The organism is Kitasatospora sp. NPDC002227 (genome assembly GCF_040296285.1).
In the GTDB taxonomy this organism is placed as follows: Bacteria; Actinomycetota; Actinomycetes; order Streptomycetales; family Streptomycetaceae; genus Kitasatospora.
Genome location: NZ_JBEOWY010000010.1, coordinates 143224 through 163317, shown reverse-complemented (window position 1 = coordinate 163317; position 20094 = coordinate 143224). Strand labels below are relative to the sequence as shown.

Here is a 20094-nt window from a genome sequence, read left to right as displayed (position 1 = left end):
CGTGAGGCACGTCGCAGACCGCTAGGGACGACGAGGACATGACCGACAACCTGAGCAGCCCCGACGAGACCCCGCCCGGTCGCCGGGCCCGGGGCCACCGGAAGGAGCGCACCCGCCGCAGCAAGGTGCTGCGCGCGGCCGCGTTCACCCTGGCCGGTCTGCTGGTGGTCGGCGCCGGAGCCGGCGGCTACGCGTACTGGAAGCTCAACGGGAACATCAAGAGCGTCGACATCAACGCGCAGCTGGGCACCGCCCGGCCGCCGGCCTCGACCGGGGGCGCGTTCAACGTGCTGGTGCTCGGCTCCGACTCCCGGGACGGCAGCAACGGCAGCCTGGCCGGTGGCGACACCGGCGGCACCGCCCGCTCGGACACCGCGATGGTGGTGCACGTCAACCAGGCGCACGACCACGCGACCGTGGTGAGCATCCCCCGCGACACCCTGGTGGCCCGGCCGGCCTGCACCGACAGCAAGGGCGTCGCGGTGCCCGCCGCCCGTAGCGCGATGTTCAACAGCGCCTTCGAGGTCGGCGGCCCGGCCTGCGCGGTGAAGACCACCGAGGCGCTCACCGGGCTGCGGATGGACCACTTCGTCCAGATCGACTTCGCCGGCTTCGCCGGGCTGATCGACTCGATCGGCGGGGTGGACGTCACCACCACGGTGAACATCCACGACAAGGACAGCGGACTCGACCTCAGCGCCGGGCAGCACCACCTGGGCGGCGACCAGGCGCTCGCCTTCGTCCGCACCCGCCACGGCGTCGGCGACGGCAGCGACCTGGGCCGGATCGAGCTGCAGAAGCAAATGGTCAAGTCGATGATGGCGCAGGTCAAGGGCATCGGGCTGGTCTCCAACCCGGCCAAGCTCTTCTCCGTCGCCGACAAGCTCACCAAGAGCATGACCACGGACTCCGACATCGGCTCGGTCACCTCGCTGATGGGCCTGGCCAACACCCTCAAGGGGATCGGCCCGGACGACATGACGATGGTCACCCTCCCGGTGGTCACCGCGCCGAGCGACCCGAACCGCGTGGTGGAGAAGAAGCCGGACGCCGCACAGGTCTGGGCGGCCCTGGGCAGCGACCAGGCGGTGCCGCAGGCGATCGTCAGCAGTCAGCCCGCCAACCCGGCCGACTCCGTCCCCTCGCCCGGCGCCAAGGCCGCCCGCTAGCCCCCGCTGATACCCACCGGCGGCCCCAGGAATACCTGGGGCCGCCACCCGGTTTGGGAAGAAGCGGCCAGTCCTGGCAGACTGGTCCGTCGGTCCCGGTTCACGTGCAGCCTCCGGCTGCCGACCCGGTGCCCTCCCGAATCACTAGGAGATCCCCTTGAAGCCCGACGTTCACCCCCAGTACGTGGTCACCAACGTGACCTGCACCTGCGGCGCCGAGTTCACCACCCGCTCGACCGAGACCAGTGGCGTCATCCGCGCCGAGGTCTGCTCGCAGTGCCACCCGTTCTACACCGGCAAGCAGAAGATCCTCGACACCGGTGGCCGCGTCGCCCGCTTCGAGGCCCGCTTCGGCAAGGCCCACAGCGGCAAGCAGGCCTAACGCCCGTACGGCGCCGGTCTCTGGCGTCCCCGCACTCTGCTGCGGGGGCGTCCGGGCCGGCGCCGTTCGCGTCCCGCCCTTTTCGCACGTCCCCGTCGAGATCTCACCGGAAGTAGGCCCAGTCATGTTCGAGGCAGTCGCAGAGCTCCTCGTCGAGCACGCCGCCCTCGAGGAGAGGCTGGCCGACCCGTCGGTGCACGCGGACCAGAACAACGCGCGCAAGCTCGCCAAGCGCTACGCCGAGCTGACCCCGATCACCGCCACCTACCGCCTCTGGAAGCAGGCCGTCGAGGACATCGAGACGGCCAAGGAGCTCGCGGCGGAGGACCCGGACTTCATCGCCGAGGTGAAGGCCTCCGAGGCCCGCCGGGACGAGCTGACCGAGGAGCTGCGCCTGCTGCTCGTGCCGCGTGACCCCAACGACGACAAGGACGTCATCCTCGAGGTCAAGGCGGGCGAGGGCGGCGAGGAGTCCGCGCTGTTCGCCGGCGACCTGCTGCGGATGTACCTGCGCTACGCCGAGCGGGTGGGCTGGAAGACCGAGATCATCGACGCCAACGAGTCGGACCTCGGCGGCTACAAGGACGTCTCGGTGGCCGTGAAGACCAAGGGGAACCCGGAGCCCGGCCAGGGCGTCTGGGCGCGTCTGAAGTACGAGGGCGGCGTGCACCGTGTGCAGCGCGTGCCCGCCACCGAGTCGCAGGGCCGCATCCATACCTCGGCCGCCGGTGTGCTGGTCACGCCCGAGGCGGAGGAGGTCGAGGTCGAGATCCTCGCCAATGACCTGCGGATCGACGTCTACCGCTCCTCCGGCCCCGGCGGGCAGTCCGTCAACACCACCGACTCGGCCGTCCGGATCACCCACCTGCCGACCGGTATCGTGGCGTCCTGCCAGAACGAGAAGAGCCAGCTGCAGAACAAGGAGCAGGCCATGCGTATCCTGCGTTCGCGGCTGCTCGCCGCCGCGCAGGAGGCCGCCGAGCAGGAGGCGTCGGACGCCCGGCGCAGCCAGGTCCGTACGGTCGACCGCTCGGAGCGGATCCGCACGTACAACTTCCCGGAGAACCGGATCTCGGATCACCGGACGGGCTTCAAGTCGTACAACCTTGACCAGGTGCTGGACGGCGAGCTGAACGCGCTGATCCAGTCCTGTGTGGACGCCGACGCCGCGGCCAAGCTGGCCGCGGCGCAGGAGAACTGACCCGAGCGACAAGGGGATTGTCGGATGAACCTGCTGCTCGCCGAGGTGGCCCAGGCCACCCAGCGGTTGGCCGCGGCCGGCGTGCCGTCGCCGCGCTTCGACGCGGAGGAGCTCGCCGCACACATCCACAACGTCAAGCGCAGCCAGTTGCACACCGTGAAGGACGCCGACTTCGACGCCCGGTACTGGGAGGCGATCTCGCGCCGTGAGGCGCGCGAGCCGCTTCAGCACATCACCGGGCGGGCGTTCTTCCGGTACCTGGAGCTGGAGGTCGGCCCCGGGGTGTTCGTGCCCCGGCCGGAGACCGAGTCCGTCGTCGAGTGGGCCATAGACGCCGTCCGGGACATGGACGTGGCCGAGCCGCTCGTCGTCGACCTGTGCACCGGCTCCGGCGCGATCGCGCTGGCGCTCGCCCAGGAGCTGCCCCGCTCCACCGTGCACGCCTTCGAGCTGGACGAGGGCGCGATGCGCTACACCCGGCGCAACATCGCCAACAGCTCGGACCGGGCCCGGATCACCCTGCACGCGGGGGACGCCACCCGGGCCTTCGCGGACGACCGCTCCTGGGACGGCCGCTTCGATCTGGTGATCTCCAACCCGCCGTACATCCCGCTCACCGAGTGGGAGTACGTCGCGCCCGAGGCGCGGGACCACGACCCGCAGATGTCGCTGTTCTCCGGTGAGGACGGGCTCGACACCATCCGCGGCATCGAGCGGGTGGCGGCGCGGCTGCTGCGGCCCGGCGGCGCGGTGGTCATCGAGCACGCCGACACCCAGGGCGGCCAGGTGCCGTGGATCTTCAACGAGGAGGGCGGCTGGACGGACGCGGCCGACCACCGCGACCTGAACAACCGGCCCAGGTTCACCACTGCGCGCAAGGCGTCGTTGTGACCACTGCTGTGATCTTCATGTGCCATCTCGGAAGGGGACCGTACCGATGAGCCGCCGATACGACTGTGCAGACGCCGGAGAGCGCGCGACCGGGCTGCGCGAGGCCGCCTCGGCGATCCGCCGGGGCGAGCAGGTGGTGATCCCCACCGACACGCTGTACGGCATCGGCGCGGACGCCTTCAACGCGGAGGCGGTGGCCGGGCTGCTGGCCGCCAAGGGCCGGGGCCGGAACATGCCCTCGCCGGTGCTGGTCGGCTCGCCGACCACGCTGCACGGGCTGGTCACCGACTTCTCCGAGCAGGCCTGGGAGCTGGTCGACGCCTTCTGGCCCGGCGGGCTGACCCTGGTCGCCAAGCACCAGCCCTCGCTGCGCTGGGACCTGGGCGAGACCAGGGGCACCGTCGCCGTCCGGATGCCGCTGCACCCGGTCGCGCTGGAGCTGCTGAACACCACCGGCCCGCTGGCCGTCTCGAGCGCCAACAAGACCGGCGGTCCTTCGCCGGCCACCTGCGACGACGCCTTCGAGCAGCTGGGCGAGGCGGTCTCGATCTACCTGGACGGGGGCGTCGCCAACTTCTCGCAGGCCTCCTCCATCGTCGACGTCACCGGCAAGGTCCCGGTCCTGCTGCGGGCCGGCGCGGTCAGCGTCGAGCAGCTGAGGGAGGTCGTCCCGGACCTGGAGGCCGGCAGTTGACTGCGGCCTCGCTGCACGGGGTGGGCTCCGGCCCGCTCCCCGGCATACCCGGGTACATCGCCGTCTCGCCCCGGCCGGTGGACACCTTCCGGATCCTCTTCGTCTGCACCGGCAACGTCTGCCGCTCGCCGATCGCCGAGCGGCTGACCAGGCATGAGCTGCGGGGCCGCCTCGACGCGGCCGCGGCCGGGCGGATCCTGGTGGAGAGCGCCGGCACCTGGGGCCATGAGGGCGCGCCGATGGAGGCGCACGCCGCGACCGTGCTCGGCGAGTACGGCGTGGACAGCGGGGGCTTCGTCGGGCGGGAGCTGCTCGACGAGCACGTGGTGGGTGCCGATCTGGTGCTCACGGCCACCCTGGACCACCGGGCGCAGGTCATCTCGATGGGGCACGCGGCGGGGCTGCGGACCTTCACGCTGAAGGAGTTCACCCGGCTGGTGCGGCGGATCGATCCCTCGACGCTGCCGGACGTCCGGGGCGGTGTGCAGGTGACCGAGCGGGCGCGGGCGCTGGTCCGGGCCGCCGCCGCCCTGCGGGGGTGGCTGCTCGCCTCCTCGCCGGAGCTGGACGAGGTGGACGATCCGTACGGGGCGCCGATCGGGATGTTCCGCAACTGCGGCGAGGAGATATTCGACGCGCTCGACCCCGTGGTGACGGCCCTGACCGGGGTGGGGCGCTGACCACCGGGGGAGCGGGAAGCTGTCCCGGGTAGGGCTCTGCGGGGTGGGTGGCCGGGCGCGCAGTTCCCCGCGCCCCTGATGGCTGCCCTCTCGGCCCAGCTGACGGGCCGGAGGCTGGGCACGGACCTACGCTGGAGGGGATCCTGCCCCGTCGCTGCCCGGGAGTGCCGCCATGGTCGTCGCCGAATCTGCCGTCGGGTGGGAGGCTCCGCCGGCCCTGATGAGTGCTGATCCGCAGGTGGCCGACCTGTTGGCCGCGGAGGCCGGGCGGCGGGCCGGGAGCCTGCAGCTGCTGGCGGGGGAGAACCTGACCAGCCCGGCCGTGCTGGCGGCCCTGGCGGGGCCGCTGGTGGACAAGTACGCCGAGGGGTACCCGGGGCGCCGGCACCACACCGGGTGCGCGCTGGCGGACGCCGCCGAGCTGCTGGCGGTGGAGCGGGCCCGCGGCCTCTTCGGCGCCGAGCACGCCAATGTGCAGCCCCGGTCGGGGACTTCGGCCATGCTGGCGGCCTACGCGGCGCTGCTGCGACCAGGTGACGTGGTGCTCGCGATGTCACTGGAGCACGGCGGTCACCTCAGCTGCGGCTCGCGGGCCAACTTCTCCGGGCGCTGGTTCGACTTCGTCGGCTACGGGGTGGGGGAGCAGAGCGGGCTGGTCGACCTGGACCAGGTGCGGGAGCTGGCGAAGGCGCACCGGCCGAAGGCGATCATCGCGGGCGGCATCTCCTACCCGCGCGAGCTGGACTGGGCGGGCTTCCGGGAGATCGCCGACGAGGTGGACGCCTATCTGATCGCCTCCGCCGCCCAGATCACCGGTCTGGTGGCGGCCGGGGCCACGGCCTCCCCGGTGCCGTACGCGGACGTCACGGTGGCGGCCACCCACAAGCTGCTGCGCGGGCCGCGGGGCGGGCTGCTGCTGACCACCGGGGAGTTGGCGGACCGGATCGACCGGGCGGTGTTCCCGTTCTCGCAGGGCGGGGCGGCGATGAACGAAGTGGCGGGCAAGGCCGTCGCGCTCGCGGAGGCCGCTACGCCGGAGTTCGGCGCGTACGTGCGGCGTGCGGTGGACGGTGCGCGCTCCCTGTCGGCCGCGCTGGCGGCGGCCGGGGCCCGGCCGCTCACCGGTGGGACGGACACCCACCTGGTCACCGCCGACCTCGGACCGCTCGGCGTGAGCGGGGTGGAGGCGGAGCGGCGCTGCGCGGCGGCCGGGCTGATGCTGGGCAAGTGTGCGATTCCGTACGACCCGGCGCCGGCCGCGGAGGCCTCCGGCATCCGGCTGGGCACTGGGGCGGTGGCGGCGCAGGGGATGACGGCGGAGGGCTTCGCGGAGCTGGGGGAGCTGCTGGTCGCTGCGCTGGGCGGGGCGGAGGTGCGAGGGCGGGTGCAGGAGGTCGCCCGGGCACTGGCAACTGGCTGAGGCGGCGGGACCTTACTGTCCGGTTCTTCCGGATTCGCGCAGTTCCCTGCGCCCCTGGTGGCGAACCACGTGCGCGCGCCCGGCGTCCAACTGAATAAGGTGTGCTCCGTGGCGACGCACCTCGAATCCCGGGCAATCACGGGAGTACCCTCCGTACTCAGCCGTCGGACCGTCGCGAAGGAGGCCGGCCGTGCGTGAATACCTGCTGGTGCTGTTCACGACGGCGGCGGTGACGTACCTGCTGACCGGGCCGGTGCGGAAGTTCGCGATCGCGGCCGGCGCGATGCCGCCGGTGCGGGCGCGTGACGTGCACCGCGAGCCGACGCCGCGCCTCGGCGGGATCGCGATGTTCGGCGGGCTCTGCGCCGGGCTGCTGGTCGCCTCGCAACTGGACCATCTCGGACGGATGTTCGTGCAGAGCGCGGACGTCAAGGCGCTGCTGTCCGGCGCGGGCATCATGTGGGTGCTCGGCGTGCTGGACGACAAGTGGGGCGTGGACGCCCTGGTGAAGCTCGGCGGGCAGATGATCGCCGCCGGTGTGATGGTCTGGCAGGGCGTCACGGTCATCTCGATCCCGGTGCCCGGCTTCGAGACGGTGACCGTCACCCCGACCCAGGGGATGATCATTTCGGTAACACTGGTCGTCGTCATGGTGAACGCCGTGAACTTCATCGACGGCCTGGACGGCCTGGCGGCCGGCATGGTCTGCATCGCCGCGATGGCGTTCTTCCTCTACTCGTACCGGCTCTGGTACGGCTACGGCATCGCCGACGCCGCCCCCGCCGTGCTCTTCAGCGCGCTGCTGATCGGCATGTGCCTGGGCTTCCTGCCGCACAACCTGCACCCGGCCCGGATCTTCATGGGCGACTCCGGCTCGATGATGCTCGGCCTGATGCTCGCCGTCTCGGCGATCTCGATCACCGGCCGCGTCGACCCGGACCTGATCACCGCGCAGACCGGCGGCTCGCAGACCGCCGCGATCCACGTGCTGGTGCCGATCTACATCCCGCTGCTGCTGCCGCTGACCGTCATCGCGCTGCCGCTGGCCGACCTGCTGCTCGCCGTGGTGCGCCGCACCTGGGCCGGCAAGTCGCCGTTCGCCGCCGACAAGCAGCACCTGCACCACCGCCTGCTCGAGGTCGGCCACTCGCACAGCCGGGCCGTGCTGATCATGTACTTCTGGGCGGCGCTGATCGCCTTCGGCACCGTGGCCGTCTCGATCACCAACACCGCCCGGGCCGTGGTGCTGGCCTTCGTCGGGCTCTGCCTGGTCGGCATCGTGGTGCTGCTGATGCCGCGCTTCCGCCCGCACGCGCCGCGCGCGGTGCAGGCCTTCGTGCCGCCGCGCTACCGCAAGCCGGCCGAGCCCGTGCAGGAGCAGGCGCCGGCCATGGCGGAGCTCTCCGCGGAGGACAAGGAACTGCTCGGACGGCTCGGCACCGGGGCCCACGCGGTGGGCAGCCACCGTGCGGAGCACGGGAGCTGACGGGCCGTCAATCCGACACGCCGAGGGGGCGGCACGGTTCGCCCCCCGGTGTGACAGGTACCACACCATCATGGTAAAGCTCTAATCAAATAGTTTGTGATACCGTTCACGAGTACCGAGAATGCGCCGAAAGACCTAACAGGTAGCGGACTTACGTCCCCGGCGCCTCCGAGTGCCGCCGCCCCCCTGTACGCCGACATGCCGCCGGAGTTGCCGACATGCCGTCCCACGACGCCCGGATCCCCCTCCGCGGCGCCGCAATCCCCACTGCGGCCGCCGGAGTCGCCGCCATTGCCGTTTCTGGTGCAGTGGTGGGAGCCAAGGGCTCGATCGGTGCGGCAGCCGCGCTCCTGGTGGTGCTCGCCTTCTTCGCGTCCGGCCAGGTCGCTCTCGACCGGCTGACCAGGAACAACCAGCAGATGATGATGCCCGCGGCGCTGCTCGTCTACACGACGCAGATCCTGCTGATCGGCATCGTGCTGGCGGTCTTCAAACACACCAGCCTGTTCGACACCAAGACCTTCGGCTTCACGGTCCTCGGCTGCGCCCTGATCTGGACAGGCTTCCAGGTCCGCGCCGGTCTGAAGGCGAAGATCTACTACGTCCAGCCCGGTCCGGAGCCTGAACAGAAGCGGAAGTCCGGTCGTCAACCGTGACGCCTGGCTGCTGTCCCCCGCCCGAGGGGGTCGGTGTTTATGCCGCACTGACGGGCTGCTATCGTCCGTCGCAACAACGAAGTACGGGAAGAGGCCTGGTCCCTCCGCCAGCCGGACGGATCGCCCCCCGAGTTCGTGAAGTCTTCGAAGATCCCGCAGCCTTCTGTCAGGCCGCGCCGGGTCAGCGAGAATCCCAACAAGTCCCAGTGCCGTTCCGTGGCCCCAGGCCGCGCCGACACACCGAGGTTGCCGTAACCATGCGTCATGACGAAGGAGTCTGTGGTGGGTGCTGACGTAACTACGCAGCTTGCCGAGGCCGGGTGCCACCTGAACTCCGGCTGCGGCTTCCCCGCCCCCGGCCTGAACGAGTTCGACTTCAAGCCGATCTTCACGGTCGGCGGTGTCGACTTCAACAAGCCGATGCTGCTGTCGATCATCTGCGCGCTTCTCGTCGTCGGCTTCTTCTGGGCCGCCTTCGCCAAGCCGAAGCTGCTCCCGGGCAAGCTCCAGCTGGTCGGCGAGATCGGGTACGACTTCGTCAAGCGGAGCATCGTGCTCGAGACGATCGGCAAGAAGGGCGAGAAGTACGTCCCGATGCTGGTCTCGATGTTCTTCTTCGTGTGGATCATGAACATCATGTCCATCATCCCGTTCGCCCAGTTCCCGGTGATGTCGAAGATCGCATTCCCGGCCGGACTCGCGGCGATCGTGTGGATCACGTACATGACGCTGACCTTCAAGAAGCACGGCTTCGTCGGCGGTCTGAAGAACCTCTGCTGGCCGTCGGGCATCCCCGGCTGGGTCATGTTCATCCTGGTGCCGATCGAGTTCTTCTCGAACATCTTCGTGCGTCCGTTCACGCTCGCGGTCCGAGCCTTCGCGAACATGTTCGCCGGCCACCTGCTGATCGTGGTCTTCTCGGTCGCCTCCTGGTACCTGCTCAGCCCGAGCATCGGCGCCGCCTACGGTTCGGTCTCCTTCGTGGTGGCCGCCGGTCTGACCGCGTTCGAGCTGCTGGTGCAGTTCCTGCAGGCGTACATCTTCGTGATGCTCGCCAGCAGCTACATCGCCGGTGCCCTCGAAGAGGCGCACTGAGCCCCTGCAGCCTCACCGCTGCACCCCTTCAGTCTCCGGTGGCCAACACCCACCGGTTCTCCACCCCGTAAAGGATTAGCTGAGATGTCCGCTCTCGCTGAGGTCACCGGTTCCGTCGCGTCCATCGGCTACGGCCTTGCTGCGATCGGCCCCGGCATCGGTGTCGGTCTGATCTTCGGCAACGGTGTGCAGGCGATGGCCCGTCAGCCCGAGGCTGCCGGCCTGATCCGCTCCAACATGTTCATCGGCTTCGCGCTGACCGAGGCGCTCGCGCTCATCGGCATCGTCATGCCGTTTGTCTACGGCCAGTAAGTCCGGCGCACACCGGTAGCCCTTTTCGACGAAAGGTTCAGATATGAACCCCCATTTCGCCCTTGCGGCTGAGGAGAAGATGAACCCTCTTCTCCCCGCATGGCCCGAGGTGTGCATCGGCCTGCTCTGCTTCTTCATCGTCTTCGGCATCCTCGGCAAGAAGCTCCTGCCCAGCATCGAAAAGGTGCTGGCGGACCGCCGGGACGCGATCGAAGGCGGCATGGAGCGTGCGGAGACCGCTCAGGCCGAGGCTCAGGCCCTGCTCGAGCAGTACCGTGCCGAGCTCGCCGAGGCGCGTCACGAGGCCGCTCGGATCACCGAGCACGCTCGTGAGCAGGGCGCTGCCCTGATCGGCGAGATGCGCGAGGAGGGCCAGCGTCAGCGCGAGGCCATCATCGCCGCCGGTCACGCTCAGATCGAGGCCGACAAGAAGCAGGCGACTGCCGCCCTGCGCCAGGATGTGGGCTCGCTGGCTTCGCAGCTGGCCTCCCGCATCGTTGGTGAGTCCCTGGAGGACTCCGCCCGGCAGAGCGGCGTGATCGACCGCTTCCTGGCTGACCTGGAGGCCAAGGCTTCCGTGGCCCAGGGCGCGTCCAAGTGATCGGCGCCAGCCGCGAGGCTCTGGCCGCCGGTCGCGAGAACCTGGAGAGCCTGACCGACAACACCTCGGTGGACACGGTCAAGCTCGCCGAGGAGCTCGCCGCCGTCACCGCCCTGCTGAACCGCGAGGTGTCGCTGCGCCGCACCCTGACCGACCCCTCGCGGTCCGGTCAGGACAAGGCTCAGCTGATCGCCTCGCTGCTCGGCGGACAGGTCTCCGGCGAGACGGTCGACCTGGTCTCCGGCCTGGTCCGCTCCCGCTGGTCGGGCGCCCGCGACCTGGTCGACGCGGTGGAGGAGCTCTCGGCGTACGCCGAGATCGTCGCCGCCGACAAGGCCGGGAAGCTGGACAACGTCGAGGACGAGGTCTTCCGCTTCGGTCGGATCGTCGCCGGCTCGTACGAGCTGCGCAGCGCGCTGACCGAGCCGAAGGCCACTGCGGAGGCCAAGGCCGAGCTGGTCAAGAAGCTGCTCGGCGGTCGCGCCGAGGCGGCTTCCGTCCGCCTGATCACCACCCTGGTCGTCCATCCGCGTGGCCGTAGCCTGGAGCAGGGCCTCGACGCCTACTCCAAGCTCGCCGCCGCCCGGCGCGACCGCGTGGTGGCCGAGGTCACCACCGCCGTGCCGCTTCTCGACAGCCAGAAGGAGCGCCTGAGCGCCGCTCTGACCCGGCTCTACGGCCGCCAGGTCCACCTGAACATCGACATCGACCCCGAGGTCCGTGGCGGTGTCCGGGTGCAGATCGGTGACGAGATCATCGACGGCACCGTGTCCAGCCGCCTCGAGGGCGCTCGTCAGGCCCTCGAAGGCTGACCAGGCGTCGACCAGACACTGAGCAACATCCGACCCTCGGTCGGGAACCGGCTCCACACGGAGCCGGCAAATCGTACGGCCGGTTCGGCAACGACCCGGCCGAGAGTCGAATACTTGCGGCCCTCAATGGCGGGCCGAGGATCGCAAACTAGGAGAGCAGGGAAGCCTGATGGCGGAGCTTACGATCCGTCCGGAGGAGATCCGGGACGCGCTGGCCGACTTTGTCCAGTCGTACCAGCCGGACGCCGCTTCTGTTGAAGAGGTCGGCACGGTCACCGAGGCCATGGACGGTATTGCCAAGGTCGAGGGCCTGCCCTCGGTCATGGCCAACGAGCTGCTGAAGTTCGAGGACGGTACCCTCGGCCTCGCGCTGAACCTCGACACCCGCGAGATCGGTGTCGTCGTCCTCGGTGAGTTCAGCGGCATCGAGGAGGGCCAGACGGTGCACCGCACCGGCGAGGTCCTCTCCGTCCCGGTCGGCGAGGGCTACCTCGGCCGTGTCGTGGACCCGCTGGGCAACCCGATCGACGGTCTGGGCGAGATCGCCTCCACCGGTCGCCGCGCCCTTGAGCTGCAGGCCCCCGGCGTCATGGTCCGCAAGTCGGTCCACGAGCCGATGCAGACCGGCATCAAGGCCATCGACGCGATGACCCCGATCGGCCGTGGCCAGCGTCAGCTGATCATCGGTGACCGCCAGACCGGCAAGACCGCCGTGGCGATCGACACGATCATCAACCAGCGCGACAACTGGCGCTCGGGCGACCCGAAGAAGCAGGTCCGCTGCATCTACGTCGCCGTGGGCCAGAAGGGCTCCACCATCGCGTCCGTCCGCGGCGCCCTGGAGGAGGCCGGCGCGCTGGAGTACACCACCATCGTGGCTGCTCCCGCCTCCGACCCGGCCGGCTTCAAGTACCTCGCCCCGTACACCGGCTCGGCCATCGGCCAGGAGTGGATGTACGACGGCAAGCACGTCCTCATCATCTTCGACGACCTGTCGAAGCAGGCCGAGGCCTACCGCTCCGTCTCCCTGCTGCTGCGCCGCCCGCCGGGCCGCGAGGCCTACCCGGGTGACGTCTTCTACCTGCACTCGCGTCTGCTCGAGCGCTGCGCCAAGCTCTCCGACGAGCTGGGCGCCGGCTCGATGACCGGTCTGCCGATCATCGAGACCAAGGCCAACGACGTCTCGGCGTACATCCCGACCAACGTCATCTCCATCACCGACGGCCAGTGCTTCCTGGAGTCCGACCTGTTCAACGCCGGCATCCGCCCGGCCGTGAACGTCGGTATCTCGGTCTCCCGCGTCGGTGGCTCGGCCCAGATCAAGGCGATGAAGTCGGTCGCCGGCCGTCTGCGTCTGGACCTCGCCCAGTACCGCGAGCTGGAGGCCTTCGCCGCCTTCGGTTCCGACCTGGACGCGGCCTCCAAGGCCCAGCTGGAGCGCGGTGCGCGCATGGTCGAGCTGCTGAAGCAGGGCCAGTACCAGCCGTTCCCGGTCGAGGAGCAGGTCGTCTCGATCTGGGCCGGCACCACCGGCAAGCTGGACGACGTCCCGGTCGCCGACATCCGTCGCTTCGAGCGTGAGTTCCTCGACCACCTGCGGGTCGAGCACAAGAACCTGCTCGCCGCGATCGTCGAGACCTCCAAGCTCGAGGACGGCACGATCGACGCTCTCACCGAGGCGATCAAGTCCTTCAAGCTCGGCTTCACCACGGCCGACGGCAAGCTGCTCTCCGAGCAGGCCTGAGTCCGGTAGCGAGGGAAAGGACGTAACGACCCATGGGAGCACAGCTTCGGGTCTACAAGCGCCGGATCCGCTCTGTCACCGCGACGAAGAAGATCACCAAGGCGATGGAGATGATCTCCGCGTCGCGCATCATCAAGGCGCAGCGCGCGGTGGCCGCCTCCACTCCGTACGCCGACGAGCTCACCCGTGCGGTGACGGCGGTGGCCACCCGGTCCAACGCCAAGCACCCGCTCACCACGGAGAACCCGCAGGCCAAGACGGCGGCGGTCCTGCTGATCACGGCGGACCGCGGCCTGGCCGGCGGCTACTCCAGCAATGCCATCAAGCAGGCGTCCGTGCTCACCGCGCGGCTGCAGGCCGAGGGCAAGACCGTGGTGACGTACATCGCCGGTCGTAAGGGCGTCTCGTACTACGGGTTCCGCAACCTCGCGGTCGCGGGCTCGTGGACGGGATTCTCGGACAAGCCGACCTACGGTGACGCCAAGACGGTGGCGGGCGAGCTGATCGACGCGTTCGTGTCCGAGCGCGTCGACGAGCTGCACCTGGTGTCGACCGAGTTCGTGTCGATGCTGACCCAGTCGCCGGTCGAGGCGCGGCTGCTGCCGCTGAAGCTGGACGAGGTCCAGACCAGCGACGGCGCGGCGGCCAAGAACCAGATCTTCCCGCTGTACGACTTCGAGCCGTCGGCGGAGGGCGTCCTGGACGCACTGCTGCCGCGGTACGTCGAGAGCCGGATCTACAACGCGATGCTGCAGTCTGCCGCCTCGGAGCACGCCGCTCGCCGGCGCGCGATGAAGAGCGCGACCGACAATGCGGGAGAGCTCATCAAGTCGCTCACGCGGCTTGCCAACTCGGCCCGTCAGGCCGAGATCACCCAGGAAATCAGCGAGATCGTCGGCGGTGCCAACGCCCTCGCCGACGCTAGCCGCGGGAGCGAATGAGAATGACCACCACTGTTGAGCCGACCACGGCGACGGGCCGCGTCGCGCGGGTCATCGGCCCGGTCGTCGACGTGGAGTTCCCCGTCGACGCGATTCCCAACATGTTCAACGCCCTGCACGTCGAGGCCGAGAACCCCGACGGCTCCGGCCTGCGGACGCTGACCCTCGAGGTCGCCCAGCACCTCGCCGACGGCGTCGTGCGCGGCATCTCGATGCAGCCGACCGACGGCCTGGTCCGTGGCGCGGCCGTCACCGACACCGGTGCCGCCATCTCCGTGCCGGTCGGCCAGATCACCAAGGGCAAGGTCTTCAACGCCCTCGGTGAGGTGCTGAACGTCGACAAGGCCGAGTTCGAGGCCCAGGTCGAGGTCAAGTGGCCGATCCACCGCAAGGCCCCCGAGTTCAAGGACCTCGAGTCCAAGACCGAGATGTTCGAGACCGGTATCAAGGTCATCGACCTGCTCACCCCGTACGTCCAGGGTGGCAAGATCGGTCTGTTCGGTGGTGCCGGTGTCGGTAAGACCGTCCTCATCCAGGAGATGATCTACCGCGTCGCCGAGAACTTCGGTGGTGTGTCGGTCTTCGCCGGTGTCGGTGAGCGCACCCGTGAGGGTAACGACCTCATCCACGAGATGGTCGACTCGGGCGTTCTGGACAAGACCGCCCTGGTCTTCGGCCAGATGGACGAGCCGCCGGGCACCCGTCTGCGCGTCGCCCTGTCCGCTCTGACGATGGCGGAGTACTTCCGTGACGTCGAGCAGCAGGACGTTCTGCTCTTCATCGACAACATCTTCCGGTTCACCCAGGCCGGTTCCGAGGTGTCGACCCTGCTCGGCCGTATGCCCTCCGCGGTGGGTTACCAGCCGAACCTGGCCGACGAGATGGGCCTCCTGCAGGAGCGCATCACCTCGACCCGCGGTCACTCGATCACCTCGATGCAGGCGATCTACGTCCCCGCGGACGACCTGACCGACCCGGCCCCGGCCACCACCTTCGCCCACCTCGACGCGACGACGGTTCTCTCCCGTCCGATCTCGGAGAAGGGCATCTACCCGGCCGTCGACCCGCTGGACTCCACGTCCCGCATCCTGGACCCGCGCTACATCGCGCAGGACCACTACGACACGGCCGTCCGTATCAAGGGGATCCTGCAGAAGTACAAGGACCTCCAGGACATCATCGCGATCCTCGGTATCGACGAGCTGTCCGAGGACGACAAGATCACGGTTCACCGTGCCCGCCGTATCGAGCGCTTCCTCTCGCAGAACACCTACGTGGCGAAGCAGTTCACCGGCGTCGACGGCTCGACCGTGCCGCTGTCGGAGACCATCGAGGCCTTCAACGCGATCGCGGACGGCAAGTACGACTCCGTCCCGGAGCAGGCCTTCTTCATGTGCGGTGGCATCGAGGACCTCGAGAAGAACGCCGCCGAGCTGGCCAAGAAGTAATTCAGACCGGCTGATGGCTGACTGATCGTGAGGGGTGGACCCCGTCCCGGGGGCCACCCCTCACGGCGCAATCGGCTGTGATCCCGGTCATCTCCGTGTCCCTGGTTTCTTCTCAGGGGGGCGGGCCCGTTATTCTTACCGCAACTGCCGGTTGATCCGGTGGTTGCAAGAGCCTAGGAGCCCACGTTGGCTGAGCTGCACGTCGAGCTGGTCGCAGCCGACCGCAAGGTGTGGTCCGGTGCGGCCACCATCGTTGTCGCCCGTACGGCCTCCGGTGACACCGGCATCATGCCCGGTCACACTCCGGTGCTGAGCGTGCTTGAGTCCGGCCCGGTCACCATCCGCACCACCGATGGCGGTACCGTCATCGCCGCCGTGCACGGTGGCTTCATCTCCTTCGCCAACAACAAGCTTTCTCTGCTCGCGGAGATCGCCGAGCTGGCGGACGAGATCGACGTCGCCCGCGCGGAGCGTGCTCTCGAGGTCGCCAAGAGCGAGCTCGACGCGCACGCGGAGCGCCGTGCCGAGGTTCGCCTCGTCGCGGCCGGGCGCCGCAAGGCCGCCTGAGCGTAGACATACCGACGGTCCCGGGGCGCGAGAGCGTGACCCCGGGACTGTCGTATCAGTTGGTAGGACAGCACCGGTCGTTCGATACGACCGACACGGGGAACGCGGGTCAGCGAGGAGGTCGGTGAGCATGGTCCTCGCCCTTGTGGTGTGTGCGGCGGTCGTGGCGCTCGGCGTGATCGGCCTGGTCGCCTTCGCGGTACGCCGCCGGGTGATCCAGCGCGTCGGAGGCACGTTCGACTGCAGCTTCCGCCTCAAAATGCCGGCCGACGCCTCCACGGAGCCAGATCTCGACGAGAACGGCAGACCCACCTCAGCCCCGGTCCCGGTGACCGACGGCAAGGGGTGGGTTTTTGGTATCGGCCGCTACAGCGGTGACTCGATCGAGTGGTTCCGGGTGTTCTCGTACGCCCCCCGTCCCCGGCGGGTCCTGCCGCGCCGGGAGATCGAGGTGCTCGGCCGCCGCTACCCGGAGGGCCAGGAGGAGCTCGCCCTGCTCTCCGGCTCGGTCGTGCTGCGCTGCCTCCACAACGGCGCGCCCCTGGAGCTCGCGATGAGCGACGACGCGCTCACCGGCTTCCTGGCCTGGCTCGAGGCCGCACCGCCCGGACAGCGAGTTAACGTCGCATAGTGGTTGGTAGGGGGCTCTCTCCGTCGAGGAGGCCAGTGCCATGCTGCTGGAAGCCAGAGTCGTCGCCGCGCTGCCCGTGTCCGATCTCGCGGTGGCCAAGGAGTGGTACCGCGCGAAGCTGGGCCTCGAACCCGTCGAGGAGTTCGCCGGCGGGCTGATCTACGAGGCCGGTGAGGGGAGCCGGTTCTCGCTCTTCCCGACCGGGATCACCGAGCGGGGCGGTCACACCCAGGTGGCGTTCGGAGTGGCCAACGTGGCCGCGGAGGTCGCGGCGCTGCGCGAGCGCGGGGTGGTCTTCGAGGAGTACGACCAGCCCGGCCTGAAGACCGAGGACGGGATCGCCGTCATGGACGGGCACCCCGGGGCCTGGTTCAAGGACTGCGGCGGCAACCTGGTGGGTGTGGTCCAGCTCGACTGACCGCCTGGTGTGCTCCGCCGGACAGGCCCTAGGCTCGGCCCATGGTCAACCTGACGCGTATCTACACCCGGACCGGCGACGACGGCACCACCGCGCTCGGCGACATGAGCCGGACGACCAAGACCGACCCGCGGCTGCTCGCCTACGCGGACACCAACGAGGCGAACGCCGCGATCGGGGTGGCGATCGCCGTCGGCGCGCTGCCCGAGGACATCTCGGTGGTGCTGACCCGCATCCAGAACGACCTCTTCGACGTCGGCGCGGACCTCGCCACCCCCGTGGTCGAGGACCCGAAGTACCCGCCGCTGCGGGTCGAGCAGCAGTACATCGACCGGCTCGAGGGTGACTGCGACACCTACCTGGAGCAGGTCGAGAAGCTGCGCAGCTTCATCCTGCCCGGCGGCACCCCCGGCGCCGCGTACCTGCACCTGGCCTGCACGGTGGTCCGGCGCGCCGAGCGGGCCACCTGGGCCGCGATCGACACGCACGGTGACACCGTCAACCCGCTGACCGCCAAGTACCTCAACCGGCTCTCGGACCTGCTCTTCATCCTGGCCCGGGTGGCCAACAAGGAGCGCGGCGACGTGCTCTGGGTGCCCGGCGAGAACCGCTGACCGGTGCCGTTCCTCAGGTACTGGGCCCGCGAGGAGGACCGGCTGATCGCCCTGGCCGGCTTCCTCGGCGGGCTGCTGCTGACGGTCTTCGGGGCCTACACCCGGCAGGGCTTCTCGGGCTGGCTGGTGATGCTGCCGGTGACCGGGATGGCGGCGCTCGAACTGATGCGGCGCACCCGCCCGGTCTGGACGGTCTGCCTGGGCGGGCTGTTCTTCGTGGCCACCATCTTCATCGGCACCAACCTGGCGGCGATGGTGATGTACACCGACCTGCTGTACGCCGGGGTGCTGTACGGCTCGCGCCGGATGTCGACCATCCTGCACCTGACCGGCGGCGGCACCACGCTGGTGCTCTCCACCCTCATGCTGATGTACGGCACCGTCGGGCAGGCCTTGATGGTGGCGGCCTTCTCGGCGCTGCTCTTCCTGGTGCCGGTCTGGACGGCCGACCTGCTGCGGGCCACCCGCGAGCGGGCCGACACCGAGCGGCTGCGGGCCGAGCAGACCGCCCTGCTGGCCGAGCTGGACCGCCGGGAGGCGGTGGTCGAGGAGCGGGCCCGGATGGCCCGGGAGCTGCACGACGTGGTGGCCAACCACCTCTCCGCGATCGCCATCCACGCCACCGGCGCGCAGTCCCTCGCCAAGCGGCAGCAGCGGGACGAGGCCGACCCGCTGCTCGCCACGATGGCGGTGATCCGGGAGAACAGCGTGCAGGGCCTGGCCGAGATGCGCCGGATGATCGGCCTGCTGCGGGCCCGGGACGAGAGCTCGTACGTGGCGCCGCGCCTGGACGCGCTGGACACCCTGCTGGCCCAGCTGACGGCCGCCGGAGCTGCCACCGGGCTGGCCTTCGAGGCCGAGGTCGAGGGCGAGCGCGGCGAGCTCTCCGCGCCGCTCGAGCTGGCCGCGTACCGGATCGTGCAGGAGTCGCTGACCAACGCGCTCAAGCACGCCGCGCCCGGCGTGGTGCGGCTGCGGCTGACGTACGGTCAGGACAGCGTGGCGATCGCCGTGGACAGCCTCCACCACGCGGGAGGCCGGGCGAAGCTGCCCAGCGCCCGGACCGGTCTGGTCGGGATGGGGGAGCGGGCCGAGCTGCTCGGCGGCACCTTCGAGGCGGGGGCGGACGGCAACTGGTGGCGGGTGCGGGCCGAACTGCCGCGCGAACTGAAGGACACGGGGCCGGCGCCGGTGGGCGCGGCGAGGACTACGGGGGAGCGGGTCGTGGGGGAGTTCAGGTGACGGCGGTCCGGGTGCTGGTGGCCGAGGACCAGGCGGCGGTCCGGGCGGCGCTGGTGATGATCCTGCGCTCCGAGGCCGGCCTGGAGGTGGTCGGCGAGGCGGCGGACGGCGAGCAGGCCGTGCGGCTGGCCGCGGAACTGCGGCCGGACGTGGTGCTGATGGACGTGCAGATGCCGCGGCTGGACGGGGTGTCGGCGACCAGACGGATCGTCGACGCGGGGACGGCGCAGGTACTGGTGCTCACCACCTTCGACCACGACGAGTACGTCTACGGCGCGCTGCGGGCCGGGGCGGCTGGCTTCCTGCTCAAGGACCTGGAGGCGGACGCCCTGATCGAGGGCATCCGCACGGTGGCCCGGGGCGACGGCATGCTGGCGCCCTCGGTGACCCGGCGCCTGATCAGCACCTTCACCCGCCCCGAGCAGCCCGACCGCCCGAAGGCCCGGGCGGCGGTGGACGCGCTGACGCCGCGGGAGCGGGAGGTGCTCGGCTGCCTGGGCGCCGGGCTCTCCAACGGGCAGATCGCCGAACGGCTGGAGATGGCCGAGGCGACCACCAAGACCCACGTCAGCCGGATCCTGGCGAAGCTGGAACTCAAGGGCCGGGTCCAGGCCGCGATCCTGGCCCAGGACCTGGGACTGGTGGCCAAGTAGCCGGGGTGCGGTCGCCCGGTCAGGGGCGCGAGGCTCTGTTCATCAACCGCGTGCGCGAAGCGGGAGGCTGCGGGCCGTGCATGGCCGGCAGCGCGGTTCTCCGCGCCCCCAGGTGGTGCAGGTCATTCTCCGAGCAAGCTGCGGGCAGCGCGTTCGTCGGCGGGCCAGACCATCAGGCGCAGGCCCTCGGCGGTAGGGGCGAGGGTGTGGCGGATGCCGGCTCCGGCCAGGCGGGCGGCGAGGCGGCGGCCCTCGGCGAGGTCCTCCGGGGCGGCGACGGGGACGAGCAGACCGTACTCGGAGGGGGCGCCGGTGCGGGGTCGGCGGGCGACCAGCGAGGTGCCGGTGCCGTAGGTCCAGCGCAGCAGCAGGACCAGCACGCCGACCACGGCGAAGGAGCCGAGCAGCAGGGCGAGCGGGCGCACAGTACTCCTCCG

The 20094-nt window shown here is 70.0% G+C and carries 23 protein-coding genes; 22 read left to right on the top strand and 1 reads right to left on the bottom strand.

The window, feature by feature from the left end; all coding sequences use genetic code 11:
* Window positions 1–38 precede the first annotated feature (38 nt).
* The 22 genes from ABT095_RS12135 (at window position 39) to ABT095_RS12030 (ending at window position 19657) form a co-directional block, all read left to right on the top strand.
* Window positions 39–1169 (top strand): LCP family protein, encoded by a 1131-nt coding sequence (locus ABT095_RS12135; protein WP_350529251.1) that lies wholly within the window; start codon window positions 39–41, stop codon window positions 1167–1169.
* Between the two features lie 157 nt (window positions 1170–1326).
* Entirely contained in the window at window positions 1327–1551 is a 225-nt protein-coding gene (gene rpmE, locus ABT095_RS12130; RefSeq protein ID WP_350529250.1) for a 50S ribosomal protein L31, read from the top strand.
* A gap of 124 nt (window positions 1552–1675) precedes the next feature.
* The gene (gene prfA, locus ABT095_RS12125; protein ID WP_350529249.1) at window positions 1676–2752 is read left to right on the top strand and encodes a peptide chain release factor 1; all 1077 of its coding nucleotides are present in this window, start codon (window positions 1676–1678) and stop codon (window positions 2750–2752) included.
* 24 nt (window positions 2753–2776) lie between these two features.
* Complete coding sequence (gene prmC / locus ABT095_RS12120) at window positions 2777–3643, top strand: peptide chain release factor N(5)-glutamine methyltransferase (protein WP_350529248.1); 867 nt, start codon at window positions 2777–2779, stop codon at window positions 3641–3643.
* Between the two features lie 46 nt (window positions 3644–3689).
* A complete protein-coding gene (locus ABT095_RS12115) occupies window positions 3690–4337 on the top strand; it encodes an L-threonylcarbamoyladenylate synthase (protein WP_350529247.1) in 648 nt (215 codons plus the stop codon).
* A 20-nt stretch (window positions 4338–4357) separates the two neighbouring features.
* On the top strand, window positions 4358–5017 hold the full coding sequence (locus tag ABT095_RS12110; protein ID WP_502884861.1) for an arsenate reductase/protein-tyrosine-phosphatase family protein: 660 nt from the start codon (window positions 4358–4360) through the stop codon (window positions 5015–5017).
* A gap of 172 nt (window positions 5018–5189) precedes the next feature.
* Complete coding sequence (gene glyA, locus ABT095_RS12105; RefSeq protein WP_350529246.1) at window positions 5190–6437, top strand: serine hydroxymethyltransferase; 1248 nt, start codon at window positions 5190–5192, stop codon at window positions 6435–6437.
* 190 nt (window positions 6438–6627) lie between these two features.
* Entirely contained in the window at window positions 6628–7923 is a 1296-nt protein-coding gene (locus ABT095_RS12100) for an MraY family glycosyltransferase (RefSeq protein ID WP_350529245.1), read from the top strand.
* Between the two features lie 218 nt (window positions 7924–8141).
* The gene (locus tag ABT095_RS12095) at window positions 8142–8579 is read left to right on the top strand and encodes a hypothetical protein (protein WP_350529244.1); all 438 of its coding nucleotides are present in this window, start codon (window positions 8142–8144) and stop codon (window positions 8577–8579) included.
* Between the two features lie 264 nt (window positions 8580–8843).
* A complete protein-coding gene (atpB, locus tag ABT095_RS12090) occupies window positions 8844–9674 on the top strand; it encodes a F0F1 ATP synthase subunit A (protein WP_350529243.1) in 831 nt (276 codons plus the stop codon).
* 84 nt (window positions 9675–9758) lie between these two features.
* A complete protein-coding gene (gene atpE, locus ABT095_RS12085; RefSeq protein WP_099902522.1) occupies window positions 9759–9986 on the top strand; it encodes an ATP synthase F0 subunit C in 228 nt (75 codons plus the stop codon).
* Window positions 9987–10029: 43 nt separating this feature from the next.
* A complete protein-coding gene (locus tag ABT095_RS12080) occupies window positions 10030–10587 on the top strand; it encodes a F0F1 ATP synthase subunit B (protein ID WP_350529242.1) in 558 nt (185 codons plus the stop codon).
* The gene (locus tag ABT095_RS12075; protein ID WP_350529241.1) at window positions 10584–11399 is read left to right on the top strand and encodes a F0F1 ATP synthase subunit delta; all 816 of its coding nucleotides are present in this window, start codon (window positions 10584–10586) and stop codon (window positions 11397–11399) included. The genes ABT095_RS12080 and ABT095_RS12075 overlap by 4 nt, the downstream gene beginning before the upstream one ends.
* A gap of 169 nt (window positions 11400–11568) precedes the next feature.
* Window positions 11569–13143, top strand: coding sequence for a F0F1 ATP synthase subunit alpha (gene atpA, locus ABT095_RS12070; protein WP_350529240.1), 1575 nt, complete (start codon window positions 11569–11571; stop codon window positions 13141–13143).
* A 32-nt stretch (window positions 13144–13175) separates the two neighbouring features.
* On the top strand, window positions 13176–14084 hold the full coding sequence (locus ABT095_RS12065) for a F0F1 ATP synthase subunit gamma (RefSeq protein WP_350529239.1): 909 nt from the start codon (window positions 13176–13178) through the stop codon (window positions 14082–14084).
* A 2-nt stretch (window positions 14085–14086) separates the two neighbouring features.
* Entirely contained in the window at window positions 14087–15532 is a 1446-nt protein-coding gene (atpD, locus tag ABT095_RS12060; RefSeq protein ID WP_350529238.1) for a F0F1 ATP synthase subunit beta, read from the top strand.
* A gap of 186 nt (window positions 15533–15718) precedes the next feature.
* On the top strand, window positions 15719–16099 hold the full coding sequence (locus ABT095_RS12055) for a F0F1 ATP synthase subunit epsilon (protein ID WP_350529237.1): 381 nt from the start codon (window positions 15719–15721) through the stop codon (window positions 16097–16099).
* A gap of 130 nt (window positions 16100–16229) precedes the next feature.
* Window positions 16230–16730 carry a DUF2550 domain-containing protein gene (locus tag ABT095_RS12050; protein ID WP_350529236.1) on the top strand — a complete coding sequence of 167 codons (501 nt, stop codon included), beginning with the start codon at window positions 16230–16232 and terminating at the stop codon, window positions 16728–16730.
* A 40-nt stretch (window positions 16731–16770) separates the two neighbouring features.
* Window positions 16771–17148 (top strand): VOC family protein, encoded by a 378-nt coding sequence (locus tag ABT095_RS12045; RefSeq protein ID WP_350529235.1) that lies wholly within the window; start codon window positions 16771–16773, stop codon window positions 17146–17148.
* Window positions 17149–17189: 41 nt separating this feature from the next.
* Window positions 17190–17762, top strand: coding sequence for a cob(I)yrinic acid a,c-diamide adenosyltransferase (locus ABT095_RS12040; RefSeq protein WP_350529234.1), 573 nt, complete (start codon window positions 17190–17192; stop codon window positions 17760–17762).
* A 3-nt stretch (window positions 17763–17765) separates the two neighbouring features.
* Window positions 17766–19004 carry a sensor histidine kinase gene (locus tag ABT095_RS12035; protein WP_350529233.1) on the top strand — a complete coding sequence of 413 codons (1239 nt, stop codon included), beginning with the start codon at window positions 17766–17768 and terminating at the stop codon, window positions 19002–19004.
* On the top strand, window positions 19001–19657 hold the full coding sequence (locus ABT095_RS12030) for a response regulator (protein WP_350529232.1): 657 nt from the start codon (window positions 19001–19003) through the stop codon (window positions 19655–19657). Before ABT095_RS12035 ends, ABT095_RS12030 begins: the two co-directional genes overlap by 4 nt.
* Window positions 19658–19779: 122 nt before the next feature.
* On the opposite strand, the gene ABT095_RS12025 is transcribed toward ABT095_RS12030, so the two are convergent.
* Complete coding sequence (locus ABT095_RS12025; RefSeq protein ID WP_350529231.1) at window positions 19780–20082, bottom strand: hypothetical protein; 303 nt, start codon at window positions 20080–20082, stop codon at window positions 19780–19782.
* Window positions 20083–20094 lie beyond the last annotated feature (12 nt).

Excerpts from the sequence above, each read along its gene's own strand:
- ABT095_RS12135 (WP_350529251.1), top strand. The coding sequence starts at position 39 with ATGACCGACAACCTGAGCAGCCCCGACGAGACCCCGCCCGGTCGCCGG.
- prfA (WP_350529249.1), top strand. The coding sequence starts at position 1,676 with ATGTTCGAGGCAGTCGCAGAGCTCCTCGTCGAGCACGCCGCCCTCGAG.
- prmC (WP_350529248.1), top strand. The coding sequence starts at position 2,777 with ATGAACCTGCTGCTCGCCGAGGTGGCCCAGGCCACCCAGCGGTTGGCC.
- ABT095_RS12115 (WP_350529247.1), top strand. The coding sequence starts at position 3,690 with ATGAGCCGCCGATACGACTGTGCAGACGCCGGAGAGCGCGCGACCGGG.
- glyA (WP_350529246.1), top strand. The coding sequence starts at position 5,190 with ATGGTCGTCGCCGAATCTGCCGTCGGGTGGGAGGCTCCGCCGGCCCTG.
- ABT095_RS12095 (WP_350529244.1), top strand. The coding sequence starts at position 8,142 with ATGCCGTCCCACGACGCCCGGATCCCCCTCCGCGGCGCCGCAATCCCC.
- atpB (WP_350529243.1), top strand. The coding sequence starts at position 8,844 with ATGACGAAGGAGTCTGTGGTGGGTGCTGACGTAACTACGCAGCTTGCC.
- atpE (WP_099902522.1), top strand. The coding sequence starts at position 9,759 with ATGTCCGCTCTCGCTGAGGTCACCGGTTCCGTCGCGTCCATCGGCTAC.
- ABT095_RS12080 (WP_350529242.1), top strand. The coding sequence starts at position 10,030 with ATGAACCCCCATTTCGCCCTTGCGGCTGAGGAGAAGATGAACCCTCTT.
- atpA (WP_350529240.1), top strand. The coding sequence starts at position 11,569 with ATGGCGGAGCTTACGATCCGTCCGGAGGAGATCCGGGACGCGCTGGCC.
- ABT095_RS12065 (WP_350529239.1), top strand. The coding sequence starts at position 13,176 with ATGGGAGCACAGCTTCGGGTCTACAAGCGCCGGATCCGCTCTGTCACC.
- atpD (WP_350529238.1), top strand. The coding sequence starts at position 14,087 with ATGACCACCACTGTTGAGCCGACCACGGCGACGGGCCGCGTCGCGCGG.
- ABT095_RS12050 (WP_350529236.1), top strand. The coding sequence starts at position 16,230 with ATGGTCCTCGCCCTTGTGGTGTGTGCGGCGGTCGTGGCGCTCGGCGTG.
- ABT095_RS12045 (WP_350529235.1), top strand. The coding sequence starts at position 16,771 with ATGCTGCTGGAAGCCAGAGTCGTCGCCGCGCTGCCCGTGTCCGATCTC.
- ABT095_RS12040 (WP_350529234.1), top strand. The coding sequence starts at position 17,190 with ATGGTCAACCTGACGCGTATCTACACCCGGACCGGCGACGACGGCACC.